Genomic DNA, 26,073 nt, shown 5'->3' on the forward strand with positions numbered 1-26,073 from the left:
TTTAAAAATAATAAAATGAATAACAAAACGGCAATTATATTAGGAGGTGGAATTTCTGGATTATTGGTTTCAAAAGTACTCAGTAAAAAGTATGAAAAAGTAATCATAATCGAAAAAGACAAACTAGAAGATAAACCACAAGTACGACAAGGACAATCTCATGCAGGACAGTTTCATGTGTTGTTGCTTAGAGGCTTAAATACCTTAGAACATTATTTTAAAGGAATTACAGGAGAGCTAAAAGAAGGTGGAGCGGTAGAGTTAGATTTAGGAAATGGTGCATACTGGTATTCTTATGGAGGTGTAAAACAAAATAAGATTACGGGTATAAATACATTACTGTCCAGCAGAAAAATAATTGATTATACACTTAGAAAAAGAGTAGAAAAAATACCTAATGTTCAAATACTAGATAAAACCAAATATATTGATCTTATTGAAGAAAATGGGACAATTAAAGGAGTAAAAGTTAAGGGAGAAAATACCGAAGAATATGAAATAAAATCAGACTTGGTAATTGATGCAACCGGAAGAGGTTCCTTAACGCCTAAATGGTTAGAAAATCATAATTACCCTAAAGTAGAAGAGGAGAGAACCTTAGTTAATATTACATACAAAACAGCCATATACAGCAGACTCGAAGGAGGACTTCAGGACGGAAAAATGCTAATGTATTCGCCAACATCTCCCGAAAAAATAGGAGTAGTGATACAACCTATAGAGAATAATCAAAACCTGGTTTGTGTAGCTGGCTGGCATAAAGCAGACCCTCCGACTGATGAAGATTTACTGGAATTCCTTAAGCAATTACCAGACGAAAGATTTTATAAAGTATTGTCTGCATGCAAAAAAGAAAGTGATTTTGTAACCTATAAAGTTCCTTATTGCTTGAGAAGATATTTTGAAAAATTATCTGATTTCCCTAAAGGATTTCTTCCGATAGGCGATGTGTTTTGCAATCTGAATCCGGCACACGGACAAGGTATAACCTCAGCATGTTTGCAAGTAGAAATTTTAGAAGAACTAATAAAGAAACATGATCCAGCAAATATGTCTGAGATATATTTTAAAAGAATAGTTAAAGTTTTAGATGAATGTTGGAATGCCTCAGCCTATGAAAATTTTAGGTACGAGGAAACTATAGGTATAAAACCTAAAGCAGTAAACCTTGTTAATAAATATATGGTAGCAATTCATAAAGCAGCCAATAAAGATGCATCAGTATATGCTGAGCTCGTAAAGGTTTCGGTTATGATAAAACCTGCAATGAATTTATTTTCTCCTCCTTTTATGTGGAAAGTATTCGCGGCTAATATGCGTAAATAGTTTTTTTTATTAATTAAAACCAAGAACAAATCGATGAAAGCAATAATGTTTCCAGGACAAGGAGCCCAATACAAAGGAATGGGGAAAAACCTTTTTGATAAGTATAAAGATAAAACGGAAATAGCTTCGAATATCCTCGGATATGACCTAGAAGAATTATGTCTTAAAGATCCAAAAAGAGAACTTAACAAAACAGAATTTACCCAACCTGCTTTGTTTGTTGTTAACGCATTAAAATATGATGAACAATTTGCTGCAACCCAAGCAGATTATTTTATAGGTCATAGTTTAGGAGAATATAATGCTCTATTAGCAGCAGGAGCATTTGATTTTGAAACCGGAGTACGAATTGTACAAAAGAGAGGAGCTTTGATGGGCGAAGCCTCTGGTGGAGCTATGGCAGCTGTTTTAGGATTAGATGAAATTGCTTTAAAAGATAAACTGAAAGAAGGAGGGCATCATGCTATAGATATAGCAAACTTCAATACTCCCACACAAGTAGTCGTATCAGGCCCTGAAGAAGCAATCAATCAGTTAGTAAAAGATTTTGATCAGCAAAATATAAAAATTATTCAATTACTAGTTACAGCACCGTTTCACTCCAGATATATGCAAAGTGCAGTAGAAGAGTTTAATAGTTTTATTCATAAACTAGAATTCAATAATCTTAAAGTTCCCGTAGTTTCTAATGTTACAGCGAGAAGTTATAATCAGCATCAAATTAAAGATTTACTGAGTACGCAAATAGCAAGTTCGGTACAATGGGTAGATTCTATCCGTTATCTGATGGGAAAAAATGTTAAAGAATACGAAGAAGTAGGAGGAGATAGATTAACCAAAATGGTTGAGCAAATCCAGAGTAGTTGTACGCCTATTTACGAAGAAATAAAGGTAGAAAAGGTAATCCTTAATGGCGAAAAGAAAGTAGAAAAAGAAGTAACAGAAACAACTATAAGTCATAAAACAAATACGTTAGGAAGCAGCACATTTTGTAAAAGATACAACACTGCTTATGCTTATGTAGCAGGAGGACTCCACATGGGAATAGCTTCTGTAGCGATGGTGAAAAAAATGGCAAACTCGCAGATGTTAGGATTTTTGGGAACCAAAGGACGTACTATAAAAGAAATTAATAATGATATAGAAAAGCTTCAAGAACAACTAACAAAAGAAAGACCTTTTGGGGTTAATTTATATCACAATATTCTAGAGCCTAATAAAGAAATTGAATTAGTTAATAGCTTGTTAGATCACGGGATAACAATAATAGAAGCAGGAGGATTTAGTCAAATCACCTTGGCATTAGCCTATTTTAGGACAGTTGGTTTAGTAAGGAAAAATGATCAGAGTATAAAATGTAAGAACCGAATTATAGCCAAAATATCGCGACCAGAAGTAGCAGAAGGCTTTATGAAACCAGTTCCAGAAAGACTTATTAAGAGGTTGTTAGACAAAGAATGGATAACACAAGATCAGGCAGAAATGGCAAGAGAAATTCCTTTAAGTGGAGATATCTGTATTGAAGCAGATCCAGGAGGCGTAACTCATAGAAGTTCTGCATTTGTTTTGTTTCCTTCTATAAAAAGTTTGCGTAACCAAATACAGCAACAATATGAGTATAAAGACCCTATACATCTAGGAATTTCGGGAGGAATAGGAACACCAGAAGCCGCTGTTAGTGCTTTTGTAATGGAAGCCGATTTTGTACTTACAGGTTCAATTAATCAATGTACAGTAGAATCTTGTTTAAGTTCTGTAGCCAAAGAGTTATTGCAAAATAGTGATGTACAAGATACAGCCTACATTCCAGACGAAGAACTATTTGAGATAGGGATACAAGCACAAGTATTAAAAAAGGGGGTTCTGTTTGCAACACGTGCCAAAAAACTATACGAGTTGTACCAACGATATGATAGTTTAGATGCAATTCCCGATGATGTAAGAGAACAATTAGAGGTTAAATACTTCAAGAAAACATTGCCCGAAGTATGGAAAACGATTAAGCAAGAATTTATACAAAGAGGCGAAATAACACAAATAGAGAGTATAGAAGAAAGACCTAAGAAAAAGATGGCCACCATATTTAAGTATTATCTAAGATTAGCAAACCAATATGCATTGGATGGAATTATAGAAGAGCAATCTAATTTTCAGATACAAACCGGAGCCGCTTTAGGAGCATTTAATCAATGGGTAAAAGGAACTCCATTAGAAATATGGCAAAACAGACATGTAGATGAAATAGGCATGAAAATTATGGAAGCTGCAGAAAAACTTATGAAAAATAAATTCACGCTAGCCGAAGTATAATTACAGAATAAAAATATTAAAATAATAAGAATATGAGTACCAGAAGAGAACATGCAGTAGTAATTGGGGGGAGTATGGCAGGCTTAGTCGCAGCAAGAGTACTAAGCAAGCATTTTAGAAATGTAACTATTATAGAAAAAGATAAAGTAAATGATAAACCAGAAACGAGAAAAGGACAACCTCAAACTAGGCATATTCATTTGGTATTAGCGCAGGCAATGAACATACTGTTGGGATATTTTCCTTCGCTAAAAAAAGAATTGAAGGAAGCTGGCGCATTAGAGCTCGATGTCTGTAATGATTACAATTGGTATTCTTATGGCGGATATAAGAAAAAAGGAGTTACAGGAATTACAGCCCTTACTATGACAAGGCAACTTTTAGAATATCATGTAAAAAAGCATGTTTTGAGCATCAGGAATATTAAAATTCAAGATGAAACCAAAGCCTTAGAAATGAAAATGAAAGATGAAAATGTCTACGGTTTAGTATTAGAAAAAGATGGAGAAAAACAGCTTATAGATACTGATTTTGTTGTAGATGCATCAGGAAGAGGAACCAGAGCTTATAAATGGCTAGAGCAGCATGGATATGCAACACCAGAAGAAACTAAAATTAAAATTGATATAACGTATGTAACCATATTATTTGAGCGCAAAGAAATACCTCAAGGAAAAAAAGCAGAAGTAATTAGCTATACTCCAGATGCACCAAACGAAAAATTAGGAGCAGTGCTTATGCCTATCGAAGATAATAGATGGGTACTTACGCTAATAGGAATGAGAGGAGTAGAACCACCCCAAAATGATGAAGAATTATTAAAATTCTTAAAAGGACTTCCTATTTCAGGATTATATGATAATATATCAGGAGCTAAGAGACTTACAGATTTTCTAGTATTTAAATGTCCGCATAGCATAAGAAGACATTATGAAAAACTAAAAAGATTCCCAGGAGCTTATTTAGTTTTAGGAGATTCAGTTTCAAACTTCAACCCGATGTATGCACAAGGAATGGCATCATCTATATGTCAGGCTAAAATTTTAGACGAAGTACTTACAATTATTCCATCAAATGATAAAGTATTTAAGCCTTATATAAATAAAGTAAATGACGTGATAGAAGATTTTTGGACCGCGGGCTCTTACGAAGATTTTAAATATCCAGAAACAGAAGGAGAAAAACCAGTTGGACTAAAAATGGTTAATGGATATATGAAAGCTTTGCAAAAAGCAGCCAATAAAGACACAGAATTATTTAAAGAAATATTAGAAGTAGCGGGATATCTTAAATCAGGAAAAACACTATTTAGACCCAAAATTATGTGGAAAGTATTTAAAACAAATCTATAATTAAAATAAAAAACAAGAATATGAAAAATCAAATAATAGAACAAATCAGAGAAAATTTACTTGAAATTATTCCAGAATTAGAAGGAACAACAATATCAAATGATGAGAAACTATCAGATATAGGAGCAAATTCTATTGATAGAGCAGAATTAATTGCATTAACATTAGAACAATTAGAAAAAGAAATTCCTAGAATAGAATTGGCAGGAGCGCAAACCATAAATGAATTAGCAGAATTGATTGCTGAAAAATAAAAACACCTACGTTTATATGAGTCCAGATCAAATACATAAAGTTTGTGTAACAGGAATGGGAGTAGTTACGCCTGTAGGGATAGGAATCCCCGCTTTTACAGAGGCTTTAAAAAACGGAAAATCGAATTTTGCTATAAAAGAGTATGTTATAGAAGATAGAACTTTTAAATACATATATGGAAAAGTAGAAGATTTTGATCTAAAAAAGCACATATCTGATAGTGAGTTTGAGGAACATTGGAAACTAAAAGTTAAACGTTTACGAGATATTTCATTAAGTACTGCTTATGGAACATTTTGTGCGCTGGAAGCTTGGCATCATGCCAAGCTTCCATCAACTATTGATAAAAGTAAAATTGCTATAGTTGTAGCGGGAAATAATACACAACAGCAGCATTGTCAGGACATCAGAGATACTTACAAAAACAAAATGCAATTCATGAAACCTTCCTATGGATTCAATTTTTTGGATAGTGATATGATAGGTGTAGCGTCAGAATTATTTGAGATTACAGGAGAAGGATTTACAGTAGGAGCTGCTAGTGCTAGCGGAAACATGGGAATCATTCAGGCTTGTAGACTTATAGAAGCAAAAGATTATGATGCCGTTATGGTAATTGCGCCTATGATGGATTTATCAGTTTATGAGTATCAAGGACTTTCTGCTTTGGGAGCAATGCAACCAATATCGCCAGATGCAGAAGAAATTCCTTTATATAAACCTTTTGATGTAGGTCATACAGGATTTGTATATGGGCAAAACGCAGGAGCAATTATTTTAGAATCAAAAGAACATGCTCAACAAAGAAAAGCAAAAGTATTTGGGACTATATCAGGCTACGGAGTTACACTAGATGCCAATAGAAATCCAAATCCCTCCGTAGATGGAGAACAAAAGGCTATAGCCAAAGCAATGCAAAAAGCAGGTATTGTACCAGAACAAATTGATTATATCAATGCACATGGTACAGGATCAAAACTTGGAGATTATACAGAGATAGAAGCTTTGATTAATTTGGAACTTAAAAACAAACCTATAAACAGTACAAAATCATTAATTGGTCATGGCATCACAGCGGCAGGAACAGTCGAAGCTATTGCAAGTCTGATACAAATGAATGAAAATTTTGTGCATGAAAATCTTAATTTAAAAACACCAATAGACTTTCCTATGGATTGGATACAAAGCTATAGAGATGTTCATTCAATACAGTACACGTTAAGCAATAGTTTTGGTTTTGGAGGTATCAATACAGCAATCATTCTAGAGGCGTCACCAATATAGAATTAAAGAAAAAATATGAGAGCAGGAATAGAAGCTATAAATATATATTGCGGATCAGCAGCGATAAACGTTGTTGAATTAGCAAAACATCGAGAATTAAACATCGAGCGATTTGAAAATTTATTGATGAAAGAGAAAACCGTACCAATGCCCTATGAAGACCCAATTTCAAACGGAGTAAATGCGGCAAAACCTATATTAGATGCATTAACAGCAGAAGAAATAGAAAGCATAGATATGTTAATCACTTGTTCAGAATCAGGAATAGATTTTGGAAAGTCGATGAGTACCTATATGCACGATTATTTAAAATTAAGCAGGAACTGCCGATTGTTTGAACTTAAGAATGCCTGTTATTCAGGAACGGCAGGTTTACAAATGGCTGTTAATTTTGTGCTTTCGGGTACAGCTCCGGGCAGAAAAGTTTTAGTTATCGCCACAGATATTATGAGGATGAGTACAGTAGAAGGAGCTGCTATGGAAATGTCTTTTGTAGAGCCTTCTTCGGGATCAGGCGCAGTTGCTATGTTGGTTAGCGATAAACCAAAGATATTCGAAATAGATAAAGGAGCTAGCGGTTATTACGGTTATGAAGTTATGGATACTTGCAGACCAGTACCAGACAAAGAAGCAGGAGATTCTGATTTATCTTTATTATCATATTTAGATTGTTGCGAAAATAGTTTTAAAGAATACCAAAAAAGAGTCGATGCTATAGATTATCAAGATAGTTTTCAATACTTAGTATTTCATACACCATTTGGAGGAATGGTAAAAGGAGCACACCGAACCAACATGCGAAAATTTAAGAAAGCAAAACCAGATCAGATAGAAATAGATTTTCAAGAACGTGTAGCGCCTTCTTTAGAATATTGCCAGAGAGTTGGGAATATTATGGGAGCAACAACCTATTTGGCATTAGTTAGTATGATAGAAAAAGGAAACTTTGAAACGCCAAAAAGAGTTGGAATATTTTCGTACGGATCAGGATGTTGCTCAGAGTTTTTTAGTGGAGTAATACATCCAGAAAGTCAAGATATAATTTCGTCCTTGGCAATAGAAGAACATTTAGATCAACGCGTAGTATTATCTATGGAAGAATATGAAAGTACATTTTTAGTCAACTCAGAAATCAAATTCGGAACAAGAGATTTTAAAATAGATACCACATTATATCCAGAACCCTTCAGTAAAGTAAAAGGAAAAAAGAAACTAATCTTTTCAGAAATTAAAAATTATCACAGAATTTACGAATGGGTATGATACAAGGAGATATTATATATAGCACCGTTTTAGTAACGCAACAAAGAGAAGTTGTGCATATTCAGCTCAATAGACCTCAACAGGATAATAGTATTAATGCTGTAATGGTAAATGAACTTTTGGAGGTTTTAGAAAATGTAAAACAAAATACAAAAGTTAAAATCATTGTATTATCTGGCAATGAAAATCAATTTTGTACAGGAATGGATTTTGATGCAGTAGTAAACCAACAGGGCGAAGCCTTAATGAACGAACGACCAGATCAATATTATAATTTATTGAAAGCTATTAGCGAAATCGATAAGGTGGTAATAGCAAAAGTAGAAGGAAAAGTAAACGCAGGAGGATTAGGATTAGTTGCCGCTAGTGATATAGTAATAGCAAATAATCAGGCAACTTTTGGTTTATCCGAAGCCTTATTTGGATTATTACCTGCTTGTGTAATGCCTTTTTTGATACAAAGAATAGGGCCACAGAAAGCCAAATGGATGACATTAATTACACACGGAATAACAACCGAGCGAGCTTATGAAATAGGTTTAGTAGATGAGGTAGCAGACGAAATTAATAATCAGCTAAGGAAAAATATACTAAGACTTAGCCGATTAGAAACCAATACAATTCAAGAAATAAAATCCTATACAGCAAAACTTTGGATAATTAAAGACGAAACCAAAATACTAGCAGTTAATAAATTACAGTCATTAATGGAATCAGAAATTGTACAAAATAATATAAAGAACTTTGTAGAGAAAGGAGAATATCCATGGGAGAAGTAGTAAGCATTACAGAAATAACCAATGATATCGTGCAAATAACAATGCAAGATAAAGAGTCAAGAAATACATTTTCTAAAGAATTAATAGAAGGATTAAAGGAAGCTTTTGCTATTGTAAAACAAAAGAAAAACTATAAAGTAGTCATCCTAACAGGATACGATAGTTATTTTTCTTGTGGAGGAACTCAGGATGAGCTGCAACAAATATATGATCGGGAATTAAAATTTACCGAATTAGATTTTTTTACAGCACCAATTGATTGTGAGATACCTGTAATTGCTGCCATGCAAGGACATGCAATAGGAGGCGGGCTTGTTTTTGGGTGTTATGCAGATTTTCAAATTTTAGGAAAAGAAAATATATATACTGCAAACTTCATGAAATACGGATTCACCCCAGGAATGGGAGCAACCCATATGGTACCTTTACGTTTTGGATCATCATTAGGTTACGAAATGCTTTTTACAGCCGAAAGTTATAGAGGCGGAGAATTACAAGAACGTGGAGTATCTTTGCAGGTAGTTCCCAAAAAAGAAGTTATTACAGAAGCAATAGTATTAGCAAAGAAGTTAGCCGAGAAGCCAAGACTTTCGTTAGTAACGCTAAAAAAACACATGACATCAAAAATCAAGGTAAGTTTAAAAGAAGTATTTGAGCAGGAATTAGAAATGCACGAAATAACTTTTCAGCAATCAGAAGTCGAAGAAAATATAAAAGCCTTGTTTGGGAGGTAAATAGCTAAACCGTATTCCATAAGAACACGATTAGCTTTTATGGAATATATTTAGCAATCAAAAAAATATAGTAATCTTACACAAGTTTTACACAAGGTATGAAAAAGCATAAAGTTGTCTTTTTATTTTCTGGTCAAGGTAGTCAGTATCGTAATATGGGCAAAGACCTATTTACGAATAATGCTACTTTTAGATCAAGTATTAAAGAAAGTGATTTAATTTTTCAGAACTATTTGCATAGATCACTTATAGAAGAATTATACCATAAAGACGATTCAGATTTTGATGAACTATTAATTACTCATCCAGCAATCGTAGCAATCGAGATTGCTATGATAGAGGTAATGAAGTCTTATGCTGTTTTTCCAGATTATGTTTTTGGGCAAAGTTTGGGGGAGTTTGCTGCTGGAGTTGCAAGTGGTGTTTGGTCGGCTCCAACGGCTATAAAAGCAGCTATAGAACAATCTAAATCTTTGATAAGAAGTAATCTTGAAGGCGGAATGCTTACGGTTATTGATGCTCAAGTACATTATAAATCTAAAACTTATGAGCAATATAATTTGCATCTGGCGAGTGATAATTTCCAGAGAAGCTTTACTGTTTCTGGCACAGCATCAAATTTAGATCAATACCAAAAAAACTTAAAGCAAGAAGAGATAATGCATTCCCGAATTCCAGTAACAGTTCCTTTTCATTCTCCTCTTATTAACGAAGGGTTAAATGATTTTTCGTGTTATATGCAACAAGGCATTGATTTGGCTAAGCCAAAGGTATCTTATGTATCTAGTCTAACATCAAATTTATTAACATACATCGATGCCGAGTATTATAATCAAGTTGTAAGTTCCTATTTTAATTACAGCAAAACAATTAACTTTCTAGAACAACTCGGGCCGTGTTTATATATAGATTTAGGACCTTCAGGTACTAGTGCTACCTTTACTAAATATTCAATTCCAAAAACATCAGAGTCGCATATACAGCCTATTTTATCTCCTTTTGGAAATGAACTTAAACAGTTAGAAAAATTAAAAGGTTTAATTTCTAATCCCTCCAATTATGTTATATGAAGGCACAATAAAACTCGTAAGAGAAAATTCTGAACATTCAGCTGGATATACTATTATAAAGCGAGAATTACCCGATTTGCATGGATGTTTAAAAATTTTGCATTTAGATGAGATAACCTATTTAAATTCTTTAAAATTCGATAAACGAAAATCTAGTTATTTGTTAGGGCGTATAAGTGCAAAGAGAGCTTTAAACAAAATTATTCCAGTCGAGACAGCAATGAATTCTTTTAAAGTAGGTTTTGGAGTTTTTCAATTTCCTGTTATAGAGTATCTGCCTTACTCTGGTTTACAGGTTTCTATAACGCACTGCGATACTATTGGTATTTCTATGGCTTATCCAGAAGCCCATCCTATAGGTGTGGATATAGAGCGAATCAATCCAGAAAAAGTCGATTCGATGGTAAATATGTTTACCCAAGAAGAAAAAAATTTAGCAAATTCAAAACTCAATAATAAGGCTACAGCCTATACGTTGCTTTGGACAGTAAAAGAAAGCTTGTCTAAAATTTTAAAGACAGGAATGATGATTGATTTTAAATATTTAGAAATAGATTGTCTTAATTATAAAGAAGGAATATACACGGGAAACTTTAAAAATTTCCCTCAATACAAATCATTTTCTATAGTTTTAAATTCTTATATCGTTTCTATTATCTGTCCCAGAAACACAAATATAGATTTAACCAATTTTGCAAAACATCTAACTTATCTAAACTCACAGTCTTAATGATTTATGTGCAACTTTTTGAGGTTACTAATGGTGTTTTTAATAATCAATGTTACCTAATTCATAATCAGTATGAAGGTATTTTGATTGATCCGGCTTGGAATTACGAGCTTATCAATTCTTATATAGAAGAAAATGGAATCTTATTAAAGGGAGTATTGATTACACATGGTCATCTAGATCATCTAGATTTGGCAGAAGAATTCTCCGAAAAAAATAATGTACCTATATGGATGTCAGAAATAGATGCAATTAATTTCCGATTAACATATCCTAAATTACAATTGGTTACCCATTTACAAAGCTTTAAAATTGGTACAATCGAAATAACTCCAATTCTAACTCCAGGGCATACTTCGGGTAGTGTTTGTTATGTAATAGATAAGCATGTGTTTTCTGGAGATACTGTTTTTATCGAGGGCGTTGGAGTTTGTTCTAAAGAAGGAGCTGCAAATTTGTATGATTCCGTTCAGTTTTTAAAAAGTTATTTATCAGTTGATTCCCTATTTTGGCCTGGTCATTCGTATGGCGTAGCACCAGGAAAAGCAATGTCTTACCTAATGCTATATAATATTTACTTTCAATTTAACTCAAAAAAATCTTTTGTAGCTTTTCGAACTCGCAAAAATCAGCCTTCATTATTTAAATGGCCATTCGGTAAGAAAAAAGCGGATAGTTCGCCTTCATAATATTGCTTATGCTTACGTGGTTGAGTATGCAATATTATTTTTTTAGTACTTTAAATTTTCTCGATTCACCATTTTGATTTACATCAATAACGTATAAACCACTACTAATATTTAGTTGAATATCAAGATCTTTTAATTCTGAAAAAGTTTTATTGTAAACCGATTTCCCTGTTAAATCATTAATGTTTATCGAAACATTCTCATTCATTTCCTCTAACTCTAATTTAAAGGTATTTACAAACGGATTAGGGTAAACTTTTACGGTATTATAACTAAAGCTAGCTACGCTTAAAGGAGCTGTTGGTAAAGGAAAAAAGGCATTATTTGTAGAGAAAAAACTAGTTCCTAAATATTCAGGTAAAGTAGCAATCCCAAAAAGCATGGTAGAAAAATCAACACCAATGATTTCATTAGGAACCCAAGTTGTATTACTTACACTATGTCTCCATAAAATGGGATCAGTAGAATTTGGTAAAAGATATTTGCCTTTATTATTATCCCATAAAGCAATTAAATCATTTTTGCTATTAGGGTTTACAGGAATAAATCCAGCAATGATATGCGGAGATACAATCTGATCAGGATTATCATTTATGGCATCAGCATGATAGGAGGAGGAGATTGCCGATCCAGCACCGCAACCCCATTGGTAAGCATTTCCTCCCTGATTATTCCACCATTCTAAATCGGCTTGTTGTGCGTTTTTAAAAAATTGCATGTATTCATTAGAAGTCGTAAAATAATTACATAGATAATAATTGAATTGATGTGTAAATGATGGCATAAAGCGAGTATCATTATCCGATAAAACAGGAATAGAATTATAATTTACTTTTGGTAATAGGGTTGGTGAAATATAATGATTATTCCATAATACATTTCCGGGGTCATTAGGAGATTGTGATGCATTTTTTGCCAACCAAGCAGCAATCATATATTCATTATAAGGGTCTGCAGAACCAGGAATACCAGTTCCATTTGCATTCATCGATAAATAAATACCACCTCCGATAGCATCAGAAATAGCAGCTTCAAAGACGATAGAATTCCACATTTCTAAGGTATATTTTGTGATTTGGTCATTTTTAAAATACTTCATGGCAAACAACGCTCCAGATACAAGAATATCTGTATCGATAGTACTGTATTCCGAACCCCAAGCTTGTTGTCCCGTATCGATATCCATAAAATGCCTGTAATAGCCATTGGATGTTCTGTCGGGAGTAAAGCCCTGAGTATGTCCTGTTGCAGTTTTAAGTGTAGCCAAAGCCAACTCTTGACCGTTAGTAATCCAACCCATTGCATCGGCAATAGATATAGCGACCAATCCCATACCTGTATTTGCAGATGATATTGGGTGGTAATCATTTCCGCTAAATAGTTTCGAATCTCTGTACATTCCGTTAGGAAGCCTCTGAAGTTCAAAAACCTTATAACTATTCCTAAATAGGATGTCGATAGTAGCGTTAGATTGTGAGTAGGTAGAAATAAAACAAATTGCTAGAACGAGAATTAAAGTAATTTTTTTCATAGTAATTAAGTTCAGTTTAATTATTGTTTTTTAGATGTGGGGAAGCATTTCTAAATAATAAAACGGTTATTTATCAGGGTGAAAAATCAAATTTACATTGTATTTTGTGTGTATTTAATTGATTTTCAATATGTATAAGTAAATTTAGTTTTTTTGTAATTGATTTCAGTGAAAAAGATGAAAATGTTATAGGTGGGTTTGTGTTTTGATTTAGAGGTTGTTTTGACTTGGTTTTTTGTAGTGTTAGAAGAGGGAAATGTTAGTGCAGATTTTTAATCTGTGTTAGTGATGATTGGTTCTAAAGTAAGGTTATATGTGAACGGTTGGGATATATTTACTTTGATTAGTTATATATTTGAGAATAATAATATGGTAATTATTGATAACAAATTATAAATGATGGAAGACAATAATACGGAAGATATCTATTTTAAAGATTACGAAATAGAAATTGCAAGTGATGTTAATGAACGTGACGGAATTGGTGTTAAGATATATAAAGATGAAAATCAGTTGATTGAAATTTTTAGAGATGATACACAGAAAAGCTATACAGTTTCATTTTATAAAAAGGACTTACCGCTGGAATTTGTAGAAAAAGCAATAGAATTATTTAAAAAAGTAATTCCCCAAGAGTTTATAAATTATGAAGAATTAGAATAGGGGGAAATATGGTTAGCGGGCACGGAAAGAATTTCCGCGCTATCGTTGCGGAAAAAAAACATATATTAGATTCAGATTAAATTATGATTCAAAAAATTCTAACGGACTATGTCAATTTTATAAGAGCATTTGAAGCTTTATTAATAGACAAATATAAAATGGATGTAAACCCATGCTCTTTTTCAAAATTAGTTTTTGAGAGAAAAGGAACTATTGAAGGAATAGAATATTGGTTTCATGGAAGTGGATGTACGGCTGAAAAAGATGGGATTATTTATGCATATGACATTTCGATAAATGAAATTAAGTTTTCACAATGGAAATTTTCTGAGTTTATAAGGACTCATCCTGATTACCAGAAATTAAATTATAGTGATGATTATATCGACTATGAGCTATACCAGTTTATAGAGAAAGGAATATTGGGTTGGGTGATTGTAGAGGAAATTGAAGGAACTCCTTTTGGATGTGTTTTTAAATCATATAGAGTGCTTCAAGAGTAATTTTTCTATCTAAATTATCTTAAAAACAAAACCTCATCATAAAACCAAATCCCTAGCCCTGATGGGAGCGACATCCTTTTATGCTAGTCACGAAGCTTCGGGAGGCATAAAAGATATAGTGGACAGCAGGAAATAGCTCCTTAATTTTATTATATCTCACAATTTTGGATTTTGTTTTTGGGGTTATTTAATGGTGATTCTTTTCTTTTTTAGGATATTCAGATATGGTTTTCTGGCAGGATCTTTTTCCCAATCGGTGATTAAATCTTCTAGTATTTGGCGGTCGATGTTTTTGGTTATTTTATCTACAAAAGCGGTAACCCTTTTCTCGAAATTCTTTTCCTGATGTTTTGAATATGTTTTTTTGACATCTTCAAGTGTTATTTCTTTGCTGTTTAAGGCGTTTTTTTCTTTTTGGTATTGTTGTTCCCTTATGTCGGCTTTCTGCTCTAAATAGGCGGGATACCATTCTCCGTAAATTAAATTAGAATCGACTCCTTTTTTGGTGCTGCCAAATTTCCCAGTACGTGCCATTTTAAAGAATACAATAATATCTTCCAGACTTTCATATTTAAAATTTTCTAGCGTATCTACCGTTAAAATCTCGATTTGGTCATTGGAAAGTTTGGTGCTAAAACCAAAGGAGTTTATGAATCGGTTTACGAGAACATTTACAACGCTGAAACCGATTGTTCCGTTCTCGTTTTTAAAAACCGTTCTTATGTTGGGCTTAGAAAATGTTTGGTCAATCGTGAGATTCATCTCAACAAGTGCCATTTGTGCATTGCCAGAAATAATAGATTTACTTAAATTTAAAGTCTCTTCCAACCTCGCTGTCCATTGCAGCTGTAAAGATTTGTTCGCTTGATTTGTTATTTCCATTTTCGGTATTTTTATACTTGCCTTCGATAATTTTAATAAAGTTTGCGGGTTTTAATATCCAGTCAAAATCTGCAGTCCAACCTCGTTCGTTTTCTCCGTTTAAAAATCGGCTTTGTGCTACTTTCTGGAATGCATCGCCTAATCCTGATAATCCCGATTCTGTAATTCTGTTTTTGATGGCAGATTTTCTCTGAATCGTTAATTTCTGAACGGCAGGAAGTTTGTTGCAAACAGAATTAAAAACCGATACTATTTTTTCGAAATCTATTTTCTCAGGTTCTTTGATTGTGATTTCTTTTTTGGGCGCAATCATAAGTTCTTTTTGTACTTCTTTTTTATGAATATGTTCCTCTCGAAACATAGGTTCATAAATCAAGTAATCGTCTTGAATAATCAAAATGCCCTCGACAACCAACTCTATCAGAGGATTTTCTATTTCATGCAAATCAAAAGCTGTTAATTTGGCAATTTGTAAAGCAAAATTGGTAGTTTGATCTTTGCTTAGTTTAAACTTTTGCTTTAGCATAAGCGTACCGCAATTATTTTCTTTATGTAAAAGGCATAGTATGGAAATTAAGATTCCATGTGCGGCTGGCGAACATACTTTTAGTTGTGTATTGTTCATCCAGTTATCGATATATAGAGGGAAATAGGGGTGAGTTGCTAAGGTCATTTGATTGTTATTTACTTTGTTTTACTTATTATATCATAGACTTTTTTAGTCAATTGGATATCGTATAAACTATCGTGTAGCTTGTTTTCGTCGACGGTAATTCCTAATTTATTGGCAACAGTTTTGAGCTTAAAATTGGGCATTTCGTGTCTAACATCTTTAAGATATTCTGCCGCTAATACCATCACATCGATGGTATTAGACCAGAACCAAGAATCGAAAGTAGTATCGTTGCATTGTTTAAAAAATGCTTTAAGAAACGCATTGTCAAAATGAGCATTATAGGCGCAAAAGAAATAATTGTCTTTTGGGTCGTTCTTGCTGCAATTCTTTTCTAACAAGGCAATTAATTCGGGATATACAATTGTTCTGTGAGGATAAGCATAAATGGTTTCTAGTTTTAAACCACCGAGATCCAAAGCCGCTTGTTCGACTTTGCTTGTTTCATGCGGTTTTACTTTATAATCGAATGTGTCGGTAAGTACATTATCAATGTATATCGTTCCAGAGATTTGATGTATGGCGTGTTGCCAATGGGTTAATCCTGTTGTTTCGACATCTATAAATATTTGTTTCACAGTTATATGTTTCTAGATAAAAATTGTTGTTGGTTCCAGGTTGGTAATGACATTTGGATTAATCCGAAGTTGTTTTCCTGCGAAAAAACTTCGTATCCTTTTACCAATTGTTTCTCGATTATTTCTTTGGTATTGTTTAGAGCAAGATGATATTTGTGTTTTCCTGTTTCGATATCTTCGGCAGACCAAACCAAGATTGCAATTGCAAATGGGGCAACAGTTTGTAACATTACCATAATGGTGGTATTAAAATCACGCCCAGTTACCTCAGAAACGACTTCCTGACTCATTCCTTCGGATAAATCGTAATGCAATCTTGCGGCTTGATGATAAAATGCTTGCAGATCTTCGATTGATGAACTTTTTACCGATATAATTGCATCTACACCAATGTTTTCTTTAAATTGGATGGCATCGGGTCTTACTTTTAGTTTTAACCCCGTATTAGTGTCAGTATGATAAACAGATGTTTCTCTTTTGGAGTGGAGTATAAGCCTTCTTAAAATTCCGTTGCCATATTGATCGTAATGTTTTTTTAGAATTTTGATTTTAACCATATTTTCTTCAGAAACAGGTTCTACATCTGAGCAGTTTTTTAAAGTTCTGATGTAAGCGCGTTTTCCGTCGATTTTATCTAAGCTCAAACCCAATGTTTCTACAACCGTTTTGTGGCAATGTTCCAGAACAATATCAAAAGGTGTTTCTTGCCTCTCGATTACGCCATATCCTCTTTCGGTTATTAATTGTTCCCAAAATTCAACTGCTTTTGTAACACCTTCATTTGTATTTAGCGGAATATTTGGCTCGATTATAACTCTACTAAATTTTGTAGGTTCTAAAATTGCCTGATGTAAAAATGTGCTTAAATTGAAATGATCTGCATTTTCTTTTAGTTTTTTTAGTTCCTCTTTATCTTCGCTTTTTGCAAACTTAAAATGCAAAGGAGTTCTTAAAGCAGCTTTTAGCATAGATGAACTTAAAGCGTCGTTGCTTAGGTATTTTTCTTTTCCGTCCTGAATAACTAATCCATTAACGTTTAGGGTTTCGGTATAAATATGTTTTGGTTTAGCTTCCGATAGGATAAATTCGGCTATAAATTGAGCAGTTGGATATTCGTTTAGAGGTCGCGTAAAGTCGATTGTGTTATTTTGTACTTCTTTATCGGTTACAATTGTAGGATGTAAATTTGACATAGTGATTTTAGTTATTATGAGTTAGTTGTTTACTTTTTTATAGCTTTTTATTGTTTCTTCGGAGCATATTCTTTCTGATTTCTTGATGATGAATCCAGCAGTGTTTCTTCTTTCAGGAAAGGGATTTCCTTTTTCGTCGACCAATTCTAGAGTATGCATGCCTGATCTCCTGACAGTTTTTACTTTTAATAATGATCCAGTTGTCGTTTTGTATGTTTGATTTTTTTCGATTGCCATGGTTGTTGTTTACTTAAATTAAAAAGGCGATTAGTGCGCCTGTTCCTAGCCCTATCCAAAAAGCTATTAATACACTAATGATGTAAGCTTGGAAGGTTCTGTTTGGTTTTTCTTGCTCTAATTGATTCATAATTATTTAATCTTATTTAGTGCTATTTGCATGTGAGCGGAATGATTACGGTAAATATTCTTGGTTTTTATTAACCAGTCTTTAAAGAATAATCTCCTGATTTCTATTTCTATATCCTGAACGGTTGTATCTGTTGTAATTTCAAACCTAAACGGAATCTTTTCGGACGTTAAAAATCCTTTTATGAAATGGATAAGCGCTTCTTTATTTGAAATTGCAAGACTGTAAAATGGTACTTTATCATTATTATAAACTTTGAAAATAGTACAGTTTATTTTATCGCCCTTTTCCGAAAATGATATAAATAGATAATCGGGTTTGTTCTCGGCCATTTTTTTGCTGGTGTCGAAAACAGTTCGTATCTGAGTATCTATATTCATGGTCAGAAGGGGTTTTGAGTCACAAATAGTAAGTCGTTCTTTATCTCTTCGGCGTTTTTTGTTTGCAGTTTAATAGCTAAATCAGAGATTGTAGAGCAGGTTTCGTAATTGCTTTCTTCTTTGTCAAAAAGTATCCTTAATGCAGTAGCCAGAACATTTTTTTCTTTAGAGGTTAATGCATCCATGATTCGTAATTTTTGATTTTTAAAGTGATGGTTTCACGAATTATAATTTTGGGCTGCTGATTAAGAAGTTGTAGTCTTTCTTTTTCTATCGGAATCAACTCGCTGTGTAAATAGTATAACCTTGATTTTATTTTGGACAATCGTATTTTCATACAGTGATTCATTATCGTATTTCCTTCTCGATAATAGTAAACTGAAAGCTTTAAGCAAGTATTTTTTAATTTTTCATAAGTCGAAATGTTTTTTTTAATACGTTGTATTTCTTCTGAAATTTCTTCTAACTTTGCCATTCTATTTAGTATTAATGCCCCTAGTCCGGGCGTTATTAAAATTTGGATTAAAAACCGTTCATTCCCGTGAGCGGTTTTTTTATTTGTCTTATTTTAGTATTTAATGTATTGTTTGTTAGTGTTTTGTGTTTTAATTTAAGTTTTTATTTTTCAAAAATTTCATTCTCTTTTAGTCCTGTATATTTTGTTATTGCTTCGATTGATTTGGTTTTGGTCAGGTTGTCGTGATTTGTGTTTATCCATCTTCTCATGGTCAAATATGACTTGCCTAACGCTAATGCTATTTGCATCTTGACTTCGTCGGTTCCTAGTTTTTCTTTTGCAGTTTTTGTTAGTTCCATTTTAATTGCCTACTTTTGATTAGTTATTTTTGTATAGTGCAAATATAAAGCAAAACGAAAGTATAATGCAAGTAATTTGAATAAAATTACTGTGATTTACTTTTATTTGTAATGATTATAAATAAAACATAAAATGGATACAGTTGGGTCTAGATTAAAAACCCTTATCAGAAATAAAGGTATAACGCCTTATGAGCTCTCTGAGAACACGGGTATTTCGCAATCGACTTTAAGTAGAATCATAAATAAGGATTCTAAGCCAAATATTAAGAATCGTAAAATACTTGCAGAATATTTTAATGTTCCAGGGAATTATTTCTTGCCAGAAAGTGAGCAGGAAGCTGCAACTGAAGAAGAAGAGGAATATTTGGAGAATAAAAATGGTAATAAATTTAAAGAATTAGAGAACGGAAAATTTATTATGACTGTGCCACTTGTACCTGTAAAGGCTTATGCTACTTATATAAGCGAATGTTGTGAAGGTGATTTTGTAGATGGATTTAATGATGTGAATTTTTACGTAGATCAATATGCAAGAGGTAATTATGTAGCTTTTGAAATAAAAGGGGATAGTATGGATAACGGCGGATTGTACGATAATCCGGAAGGTTCTATTACACTTTGTAGAGAGTTAAACCGTCAGCATTGGAAAGATGGATTCAGAGGTTCTCAATACGGTTGGATAATTGTACATAAGGATACAATTGTTTGTAAAGATATTATTGCTCAGGATTTAGAAAATGGTACAATAACATGTCATTCTAGAAATCCAAGCCCAGAGTATCAGGATTTTACTATTGAGTTGAATGATGTAAAGCAGATTTTTAAAGTGATAAAAAGAACTTTTTAATATCCCCAATAAAACAATATTTCCAATTTATTAAAAGATAAAAAAGGTTTAAATGTCTTTAAAATAAGCTACTTATAAGGATAAAGCGATTTTTTGAATAAAAAACAAAACTTCCTTATTATTTGTTGAAATTGGATATTAAATGATTATTTGTCCTGTTTGGGACAATATAGATTTAAAAAGGTATAAAAGCCGTAAATAAAGCTCATGCGAGTTTATTTACGGCTTTTTTTATGCAATAAAATTAGATTTGGTTCTAATTCTTTTCTTTTGATTTTATAGGCTGGGTCTGCATTTGGGTATTCAAAACAGTGTTTTTAGAACAGCTTTTATATGGGATTAATTGCTTTTTTGAGAGTTTTTTTGCTGAAAATTGTCAAACTCAAGGCGTTTAATAGCAGCTTTTGTGTTTGCTTTATTTGTTTTAAAGTATTGATTGTTAATTAGTTGTTGTTTGTTTTTCTTCTTCAAGAATAAAAACTTGTATTCTTTTCTCTTGTTTAAGGTATGTGGCATTCTTTGTAATGCTGATTATGCATCTTTTATTTTTTTGACGCCTTGTAAAGGTTTAAATCTTAATCCTATAGTTTACGGCCTGTTTTGGTTGAAATTATTTAAAATACAAGTAAAATGGAAATATTTATTTCAAATTACTTGCGTAATACTTTCGTTTTGCTTTATCTTTGCTACATCATAAAAAACAAACAACGCAATGGACAAAGAAACTAAAAAAAACAAAAGGTACACTTACAACCAACAAATAATTAAAGCATTGGTTGATAAACACGGTTTTACGCCTTTTTTTATCCGACAATGTTTATCCGGCCATCGTAATAGTATTACAGCAGATAAAATTAGGGTTGATTATAAAATGCTCGAAAAAGAACTGAAAGAAACCATCGAGCAATTCAATACAAAATAAGAATTCACAAATCGATTCAGCTTCGAGGATTAGGAGTAAACAAAGTAAAATTTTCTAAAAAATGCAATTATGCCATATCTGTGGACAAATAACAAGGTTGCAGTAGAACACGAAGAATTGGTTCCGGAGTATTGGAATTGTTTAAAAAGTTTGCAATCAGAACTTAATCGTTACAAGCAGAAACCTTTTGGCATAAAGCGTTTACAAGTAGGAGGAAATGGCCGAAAGTTATTGATAGATTTTGATAGTTTAAAAACAACAATTCAGGATGCTTTAGGAGATCCGAGAAGAATAGATAATCCGCTGGAAGTTTTTTTTGATTTTGATGCGGCTGCTGTTCGATACTATGCCAAGTTTAAAAGAGCAGGAAATGCATTAGAGGCTGACGAACAGGAACGATATATTATTAATGCAAGTGTCATGAATGCAGCAATAAAGTTAGAACAGGCTCGCATACAAGAAAGAATAAAGTTAAGAGGTTCGATACGAGGAATCATTGCAATATTGGTAAAAGATGTAGAGAACTTCAATAATACATTAAAAATTAAACATGAAGTAAACCACAATTTGCCAGCGAGCGAAAAGCAATTTAAAAAACTCTTAAAAGCTTGTAAAGACGATTTGTATTATCCGATTATAAAAGACCCGAAAGGCGGAAAAACAAACAATGCCCGAAAAGTGGATGATAAAACGGAAATGATTTTTAACGGCTTGTTCAAAAATCAAATGCATAAACCAACACCAACTGAAATAGCCCGTAATTATGAAGCTTTTTTAAATGGTTATGCCGAGGTTTTTAATGAGGAAACGGGCGAAATGTTTGATCCGAGAGAATATAAAAAACTTTCTAATACCACAATTATCAATTACATCAATAAATGGGAAAACAGAATTGCGACGCATTTATCCAGAAGTGGTGACAGACAAAAATATATGAGTCAATATACGACTCCGCATCAAATGGATTTGCCAGTTTATTCGGGTTCGATTTTATCTATAGATGACAGAAACCCACCGTTTTGGTACGAAAAAGGAAAAAGAGCCTGGTTTTATATTGGGTGCGATATCGCTTCTCAATGCTTTACGACTGTGGTTTACGGGAAAACGAAAGAAGGTATTATCGTTGATTTTTACCGACAAATGGTTCGAAATTATACCGAGTGGAATTTGCCTTTGCCGAATGAATTAGAATGTGAGAGTTCATTAAATAGTAGTTTCAGGAATACGCTGCTTCGTCCTGGTGCCATGTTTCAGAGTACCCGAATTATTGCCAACAAAGCCAGTGGGAAATATATTGAGAGAATGTTTGGTAAAGTACGATATGATGTCGAGAAAGAAGCCTTTGGGTGGATTGGACGTCCGCATGCTAAGAAAGAATCCAATCAGACAGGTCCGGGAGAAAATAAAATTATTCCGTACAACCAATTGATTAACGAACGAATGCTGGAAATCGAACAATGGAATAATATGCCGCATCCTGAACATGCTACGATGAGCCGTTTTGATTATTTCCTTAACAAACAACATCCTGATTTAAAACCGACAAACTGGGAAGCAATTTTACCAATTATTGGTTATAAAACCGAAACATCGTGCAAGTTGGGGTATGTAACACTTCAGGGAAAAAGAAGAGCAATCGCCGAAGATGGAAAGATTTTGACAGGTGAAGCTTTAGTCAATGTAATGAAAATTATCGAAAGCAAAGAGGTTAATGTCTACTGGCTTGATGGTAATGACGGACAGGTTATAAAAGCTTTTGTGTATATGAATGACCGATTGATTTGCGAAATAATGGAAATGCCACGCTACAATCGAGCTTCTATAGAAAGAACAGATGCTGATTATTTGGCGAGAGCTTTACAAAGTTCTTATGTAGCATCGGTAGAAGCTTTTGCTAAACGCCAAAGAGACAAAATAGAAAGGATCAATCTTATTGATAATACACCCAGAACGATCAATTCCAATTTTAAGTTTTCAAATATTAAACGCTTTGAAGCGAAAGAAGAACAGCCGGTTGAAATATTTGATGATGAAGCCGAAGATGATTTTGCAATTGTACCGCAAGGGAATGCAATACCAAGCTGGAAAAGAAATTTTATGTAATAATAAAAAGTAAAACAATGAACCTAACAAACGAATTTAAACAAAAAGTAAGACTGGCACTCATTGAAGCTCGTCAAAATTATGGAGGCTCAGATGCTGATTTCTCAAAGTCGAAAGGAATAAAAGCTTCCATTTATTCCCGATTAAAAAATGGAGAAATCGAAAGAATTTTATCCGATACAACTTGGATTACTTTAGGAAGAGAACTTCAGGTAAAAGTATTTGAAGACAATTGGAAAGTGGCCAGAACAACAGTTTATACGGAAATAGAAGATAATCTCAATTTTTGTGCAGCACTAAGCAAATCGATGGTTTTGGTTGATGATTGCGGGATTGGTAAAACATTTTGTACCAAGCATATTATCAAAAAAATGAAAAATACTTTTTATGTCGATTGTTCTCAAGCCAAAAGCAAACAACAATTTATTAGGCTTCTTGCTAAAACGGTCGGCATAGATAATCAAGGAAAATATGTAGATGTAAAAGCCAATTTAAAATATTACGTCACGACGCTCGAAAAACCTCTAATTGTGCTTGATGAAGCTGGAGATCTTGAATATAACGCATTTCTGGAACTTAAAGAATTATGGAATGGAACTGATGGAGCTTGTGGATGGTATATGATTGGTGCCGATGGATTGAGAGCCAAAATTCAGAAAGGAATCAGTAATAAGAAAGTAGGTTTTGCCGAAATATTCAGTCGATTCTCAGACGAATTTATCAAGTTGGTTCCTAACGGTAAAGTAGACAGAACTATTTTTTATACTCAATTAATAGGAGATGTTGCCAATGCCAATATTGAAGACCGTAGCAAAACCAAAATACTGGTAAATAAATGCATCGGCAAAGAAACGACACTTAGATATTTAGAAACTCTCATAAAAATAGGCGCATAAATGGCACGAGCAATATCTCCCAAAACATTATTTGAAAAGAAGTTCGACGAGTTTGATTTTGAAGGAATCTGGGGCGACGTATTTGGCAAACCCGAAAAAGGCGGTGTTTGGATTATATACGGAGCCGAAAAAAACGGAAAAACGCTCTTTGCACTTAAACTGGCCGAATTTTTAACCAAGTATGAAAATGTTTGGTACATATCTGCCGAGGAAGGAACAGGAAAAGAATTTCAAGCCAATGCCCAACGTGCCAAAATAGATCCTGCTTCGAGAAGAATAAAGTTCTCTGAATATACTGAAATCGAAGTAGTAAAAGAAAGATTATCTAAACGCCAAGCGCCCAAAATTGTGCTGTTTGATAATATGACGATTTATAATGACGAACTAAAAAATGGTGCTTTCAGACGTTTTACTTCGGAGTTTCAGAATACAACAATGATATTTTTGGCGCACGAAGAGAAAAAAGAACCTTACACCGCTACAGCTAAACTAGCCAAGAAGTTAGCTAAGATTTATATCCGAATAGAAGGATTAACTGCTTTTGTCGCCGGAAGATGTCCGGGAGGAATAATGGCGATAAACGAAAAAACAGCCATGTTATATCACGGAAGTGATATCAAAAAATAAAATTCAAAAATAATAATTACCCAAAAATTTAAATCAAAACTAATATGACAGCAAACGAAATCACAACCCGTTTAGACATTTTGTACAATGTCCTTCTTTATTGTTCCGAAAAACACGCCACTTTTAGCAAGTTTCAGCGTATTTGCATCAACCAGGAACGAGGTGCTTTATTGAGTAGATTCTCTTTTTTATTGGATGAAATATCCGAAAATGAAGTTAGAGATTATAAATGTCCTCCAGTAATTGAAGCTAAGATTCAGTTTACACTCCAAAAAATAAAAGATACCAACTGGCTTGCTTTTGAACAATCCAGATTATCATAAAGAGAAAATAGCAAGAAGATTTTTCAGCCCTTTTTACAAAACCAAAAGCTATGAATAATACAATAATCTTATTAGTGATATTGCTTATCGGTACAAACCTAAAGCCGATTAAAATCTATATCGAATGGCTAAGATTTAAACTTAAAACAATGCATAAACAAAGGAAATATGAGCGTAACAATCAAACCAATAACGGATCACGAATCATATGAGGTAAACGGACATTTGGTTTATAAAGACACATTAAATAACTGGATATCCAAATCTGATTTATCCGAAAAGGAACGATTGGCTTTTAGCCAATATACCAAAATTGTCATCCAGAATCCCCGATTTAAAAAACACACTAAAGCAACGTATAACGATTAAATAAAAAAAGTATGAGCAACAGAAAAGCAAAACTAGACACGATTGGATTTTTAACAATAGTAACAATTGTTTTCACAATCTTAAAAATTACCAATCTTATTACCTGGAGTTGGTGGTTGGTTTCATCGCCAATTTTAATTCCGTTTGGGTTAGTTCTTACTTATTTGGTTCTGGCAGGATTGCTCTTTATGATCAAGCAATTACAGGAAGAATAAAAGCAATTTTTTTGATAATTACATAAATAAGTAATAGACTTCAATATTACAAAAATATGTAATAAATAGGCTAATAAAGCCGTTTTTGGAGTCAAAAAAAATCGCCTTGTAGAATTAAAAATGTCTGTTTATCTTTGTAATATGACTCGCAAAGAAAGACTTCTCGAAAGAAATAATTTAGTACGTAAGCACTTTTATTCATTAATGGCAAAGAATCCTAAATGGAGGATTGATGCTGTAATTGAGGAAGTTGCTAAAAAATATTTTTTATCTACAAGAACCGTTGATGCCATTGTAAACTACGAAGGTATTTATAATGACAACCTCAAGGATTCAAATAAAAACAGTCAATTAAAAATGTTTTAAACAGCATTTAAATGGCGTTTAAAC

32 protein-coding genes are annotated in these 26,073 nt (G+C 33.1%); 22 read left to right on the forward strand and 10 right to left on the reverse strand.

Going from position 1 to position 26,073, the window contains the following annotated elements; translation table 11 throughout:
• Nucleotides 1–15: 15 nt before the first annotated feature.
• The 11 genes from IW20_RS19305 to IW20_RS19355 all read left to right on the forward strand — a co-directional run bounded on the left by IW20_RS19305 (nt 16) and on the right by IW20_RS19355 (nt 11,792).
• Nucleotides 16–1,326 carry an NAD(P)/FAD-dependent oxidoreductase gene (locus tag IW20_RS19305; protein WP_035626242.1) on the forward strand — a complete coding sequence of 437 codons (1,311 nt, stop codon included), beginning with the start codon at nt 16–18 and terminating at the stop codon, nt 1,324–1,326.
• Between the two features lie 33 nt (nt 1,327–1,359).
• Complete coding sequence (gene fabD / locus IW20_RS19310) at nt 1,360–3,636, forward strand: ACP S-malonyltransferase (RefSeq protein WP_035626244.1); 2,277 nt, start codon at nt 1,360–1,362, stop codon at nt 3,634–3,636.
• 32 nt (nt 3,637–3,668) lie between these two features.
• Nucleotides 3,669–4,988 carry an NAD(P)/FAD-dependent oxidoreductase gene (locus IW20_RS19315; RefSeq protein WP_035626246.1) on the forward strand — a complete coding sequence of 440 codons (1,320 nt, stop codon included), beginning with the start codon at nt 3,669–3,671 and terminating at the stop codon, nt 4,986–4,988.
• A 20-nt stretch (nt 4,989–5,008) separates the two neighbouring features.
• Nucleotides 5,009–5,242 (forward strand): phosphopantetheine-binding protein, encoded by a 234-nt coding sequence (locus IW20_RS19320; protein WP_035626249.1) that lies wholly within the window; start codon nt 5,009–5,011, stop codon nt 5,240–5,242.
• Nucleotides 5,243–5,258: 16 nt separating this feature from the next.
• Nucleotides 5,259–6,527: a beta-ketoacyl synthase N-terminal-like domain-containing protein gene (locus IW20_RS19325; protein ID WP_035626253.1), complete on the forward strand. Its 1,269-nt coding sequence runs from the start codon at nt 5,259–5,261 to the stop codon at nt 6,525–6,527.
• 15 nt (nt 6,528–6,542) lie between these two features.
• A complete protein-coding gene (locus IW20_RS19330) occupies nt 6,543–7,790 on the forward strand; it encodes a hydroxymethylglutaryl-CoA synthase family protein (RefSeq protein WP_035626255.1) in 1,248 nt (415 codons plus the stop codon).
• Entirely contained in the window at nt 7,781–8,569 is a 789-nt protein-coding gene (locus tag IW20_RS19335) for an enoyl-CoA hydratase/isomerase (RefSeq protein ID WP_035626257.1), read from the forward strand. The genes IW20_RS19330 and IW20_RS19335 overlap by 10 nt, the downstream gene beginning before the upstream one ends.
• Nucleotides 8,557–9,303 carry a polyketide synthase gene (locus tag IW20_RS19340; protein ID WP_035626258.1) on the forward strand — a complete coding sequence of 249 codons (747 nt, stop codon included), beginning with the start codon at nt 8,557–8,559 and terminating at the stop codon, nt 9,301–9,303. Before IW20_RS19335 ends, IW20_RS19340 begins: the two co-directional genes overlap by 13 nt.
• 98 nt (nt 9,304–9,401) lie before the next feature.
• Nucleotides 9,402–10,373, forward strand: a complete 972-nt coding sequence (locus IW20_RS19345) for an acyltransferase domain-containing protein (RefSeq protein ID WP_035626261.1) — start codon at nt 9,402–9,404, stop codon at nt 10,371–10,373.
• Nucleotides 10,363–11,103 carry a 4'-phosphopantetheinyl transferase family protein gene (locus IW20_RS19350; protein WP_051885995.1) on the forward strand — a complete coding sequence of 247 codons (741 nt, stop codon included), beginning with the start codon at nt 10,363–10,365 and terminating at the stop codon, nt 11,101–11,103. Before IW20_RS19345 ends, IW20_RS19350 begins: the two co-directional genes overlap by 11 nt.
• On the forward strand, nt 11,103–11,792 hold the full coding sequence (locus tag IW20_RS19355) for an MBL fold metallo-hydrolase (RefSeq protein ID WP_051885997.1): 690 nt from the start codon (nt 11,103–11,105) through the stop codon (nt 11,790–11,792). The genes IW20_RS19350 and IW20_RS19355 overlap by 1 nt, the downstream gene beginning before the upstream one ends.
• A 34-nt stretch (nt 11,793–11,826) precedes the next feature.
• Here IW20_RS19355 and IW20_RS19360 read toward each other — a convergent pair whose 3' ends face one another.
• Nucleotides 11,827–13,323, reverse strand: coding sequence for a T9SS type A sorting domain-containing protein (locus tag IW20_RS19360; RefSeq protein ID WP_081912522.1), 1,497 nt, complete (start codon nt 13,321–13,323; stop codon nt 11,827–11,829).
• Between the two features lie 396 nt (nt 13,324–13,719).
• Between IW20_RS19360 and IW20_RS19365 the strand changes: the two genes are divergently transcribed.
• Entirely contained in the window at nt 13,720–13,986 is a 267-nt protein-coding gene (locus IW20_RS19365; RefSeq protein ID WP_205625919.1) for a hypothetical protein, read from the forward strand.
• A gap of 83 nt (nt 13,987–14,069) precedes the next feature.
• On the forward strand, nt 14,070–14,489 hold the full coding sequence (locus IW20_RS19370) for a DUF6896 domain-containing protein (protein WP_035626269.1): 420 nt from the start codon (nt 14,070–14,072) through the stop codon (nt 14,487–14,489).
• 183 nt (nt 14,490–14,672) lie between these two features.
• Here the strand turns inward: IW20_RS19370 and IW20_RS19375 are convergent, their stop codons facing one another.
• The 9 genes from IW20_RS19375 to IW20_RS19415 all read right to left on the reverse strand — a co-directional run bounded on the left by IW20_RS19375 (nt 14,673) and on the right by IW20_RS19415 (nt 19,378).
• On the reverse strand, nt 14,673–15,371 hold the full coding sequence (locus tag IW20_RS19375) for a hypothetical protein (protein WP_123869421.1): 699 nt from the start codon (nt 15,369–15,371) through the stop codon (nt 14,673–14,675).
• A complete protein-coding gene (locus IW20_RS25570; protein ID WP_123869423.1) occupies nt 15,292–16,044 on the reverse strand; it encodes a hypothetical protein in 753 nt (250 codons plus the stop codon). Before IW20_RS25570 ends, IW20_RS19375 begins: the two co-directional genes overlap by 80 nt.
• 11 nt (nt 16,045–16,055) lie before the next feature.
• Nucleotides 16,056–16,622, reverse strand: a complete 567-nt coding sequence (locus IW20_RS19385) for a 3'-5' exonuclease (RefSeq protein WP_035626273.1) — start codon at nt 16,620–16,622, stop codon at nt 16,056–16,058.
• A gap of 2 nt (nt 16,623–16,624) precedes the next feature.
• Nucleotides 16,625–17,815, reverse strand: a complete 1,191-nt coding sequence (locus IW20_RS19390; protein WP_035626276.1) for a PD-(D/E)XK nuclease-like domain-containing protein — start codon at nt 17,813–17,815, stop codon at nt 16,625–16,627.
• Between the two features lie 21 nt (nt 17,816–17,836).
• Entirely contained in the window at nt 17,837–18,052 is a 216-nt protein-coding gene (locus IW20_RS19395; RefSeq protein ID WP_035626278.1) for a hypothetical protein, read from the reverse strand.
• 132 nt (nt 18,053–18,184) lie between these two features.
• Nucleotides 18,185–18,562 carry a hypothetical protein gene (locus IW20_RS19400; protein WP_035626281.1) on the reverse strand — a complete coding sequence of 126 codons (378 nt, stop codon included), beginning with the start codon at nt 18,560–18,562 and terminating at the stop codon, nt 18,185–18,187.
• A 2-nt stretch (nt 18,563–18,564) separates the two neighbouring features.
• A complete protein-coding gene (locus tag IW20_RS19405; protein ID WP_035626284.1) occupies nt 18,565–18,747 on the reverse strand; it encodes a hypothetical protein in 183 nt (60 codons plus the stop codon).
• Complete coding sequence (locus tag IW20_RS19410) at nt 18,735–19,037, reverse strand: hypothetical protein (RefSeq protein WP_035626285.1); 303 nt, start codon at nt 19,035–19,037, stop codon at nt 18,735–18,737. Before IW20_RS19410 ends, IW20_RS19405 begins: the two co-directional genes overlap by 13 nt.
• Nucleotides 19,038–19,180: 143 nt before the next feature.
• On the reverse strand, nt 19,181–19,378 hold the full coding sequence (locus tag IW20_RS19415) for a hypothetical protein (RefSeq protein WP_035626288.1): 198 nt from the start codon (nt 19,376–19,378) through the stop codon (nt 19,181–19,183).
• A gap of 133 nt (nt 19,379–19,511) precedes the next feature.
• Here IW20_RS19415 and IW20_RS19420 point away from each other — a divergent pair, with 133 nt between their 5' ends.
• The 9 genes from IW20_RS19420 (at nt 19,512) to IW20_RS19460 (ending at nt 26,049) form a co-directional block, all read left to right on the forward strand.
• Entirely contained in the window at nt 19,512–20,228 is a 717-nt protein-coding gene (locus IW20_RS19420) for a LexA family transcriptional regulator (protein ID WP_035626291.1), read from the forward strand.
• Between the two features lie 712 nt (nt 20,229–20,940).
• The gene (locus IW20_RS19425; protein ID WP_035626295.1) at nt 20,941–21,150 is read left to right on the forward strand and encodes a hypothetical protein; all 210 of its coding nucleotides are present in this window, start codon (nt 20,941–20,943) and stop codon (nt 21,148–21,150) included.
• Between the two features lie 69 nt (nt 21,151–21,219).
• Nucleotides 21,220–23,253 carry a hypothetical protein gene (locus IW20_RS19430; protein ID WP_051886003.1) on the forward strand — a complete coding sequence of 678 codons (2,034 nt, stop codon included), beginning with the start codon at nt 21,220–21,222 and terminating at the stop codon, nt 23,251–23,253.
• A gap of 17 nt (nt 23,254–23,270) precedes the next feature.
• Nucleotides 23,271–24,149: an ATP-binding protein gene (locus IW20_RS19435; RefSeq protein ID WP_035626298.1), complete on the forward strand. Its 879-nt coding sequence runs from the start codon at nt 23,271–23,273 to the stop codon at nt 24,147–24,149.
• Entirely contained in the window at nt 24,150–24,776 is a 627-nt protein-coding gene (locus IW20_RS19440; RefSeq protein WP_035626300.1) for an AAA family ATPase, read from the forward strand.
• 44 nt (nt 24,777–24,820) lie between these two features.
• Entirely contained in the window at nt 24,821–25,099 is a 279-nt protein-coding gene (locus IW20_RS19445; protein WP_035626310.1) for a hypothetical protein, read from the forward strand.
• 168 nt (nt 25,100–25,267) lie between these two features.
• A complete protein-coding gene (locus IW20_RS19450) occupies nt 25,268–25,468 on the forward strand; it encodes a hypothetical protein (protein WP_035626314.1) in 201 nt (66 codons plus the stop codon).
• Nucleotides 25,469–25,479: 11 nt separating this feature from the next.
• Nucleotides 25,480–25,683 carry a hypothetical protein gene (locus IW20_RS19455; protein ID WP_035626317.1) on the forward strand — a complete coding sequence of 68 codons (204 nt, stop codon included), beginning with the start codon at nt 25,480–25,482 and terminating at the stop codon, nt 25,681–25,683.
• A 120-nt stretch (nt 25,684–25,803) separates the two neighbouring features.
• Nucleotides 25,804–26,049 carry a hypothetical protein gene (locus IW20_RS19460; protein WP_051886004.1) on the forward strand — a complete coding sequence of 82 codons (246 nt, stop codon included), beginning with the start codon at nt 25,804–25,806 and terminating at the stop codon, nt 26,047–26,049.
• Nucleotides 26,050–26,073 lie beyond the last annotated feature (24 nt).

The sequence above is a fragment of the Flavobacterium hydatis genome (genome assembly GCF_000737695.1).
Classification (GTDB): Bacteria; Bacteroidota; Bacteroidia; order Flavobacteriales; family Flavobacteriaceae; genus Flavobacterium; species Flavobacterium hydatis.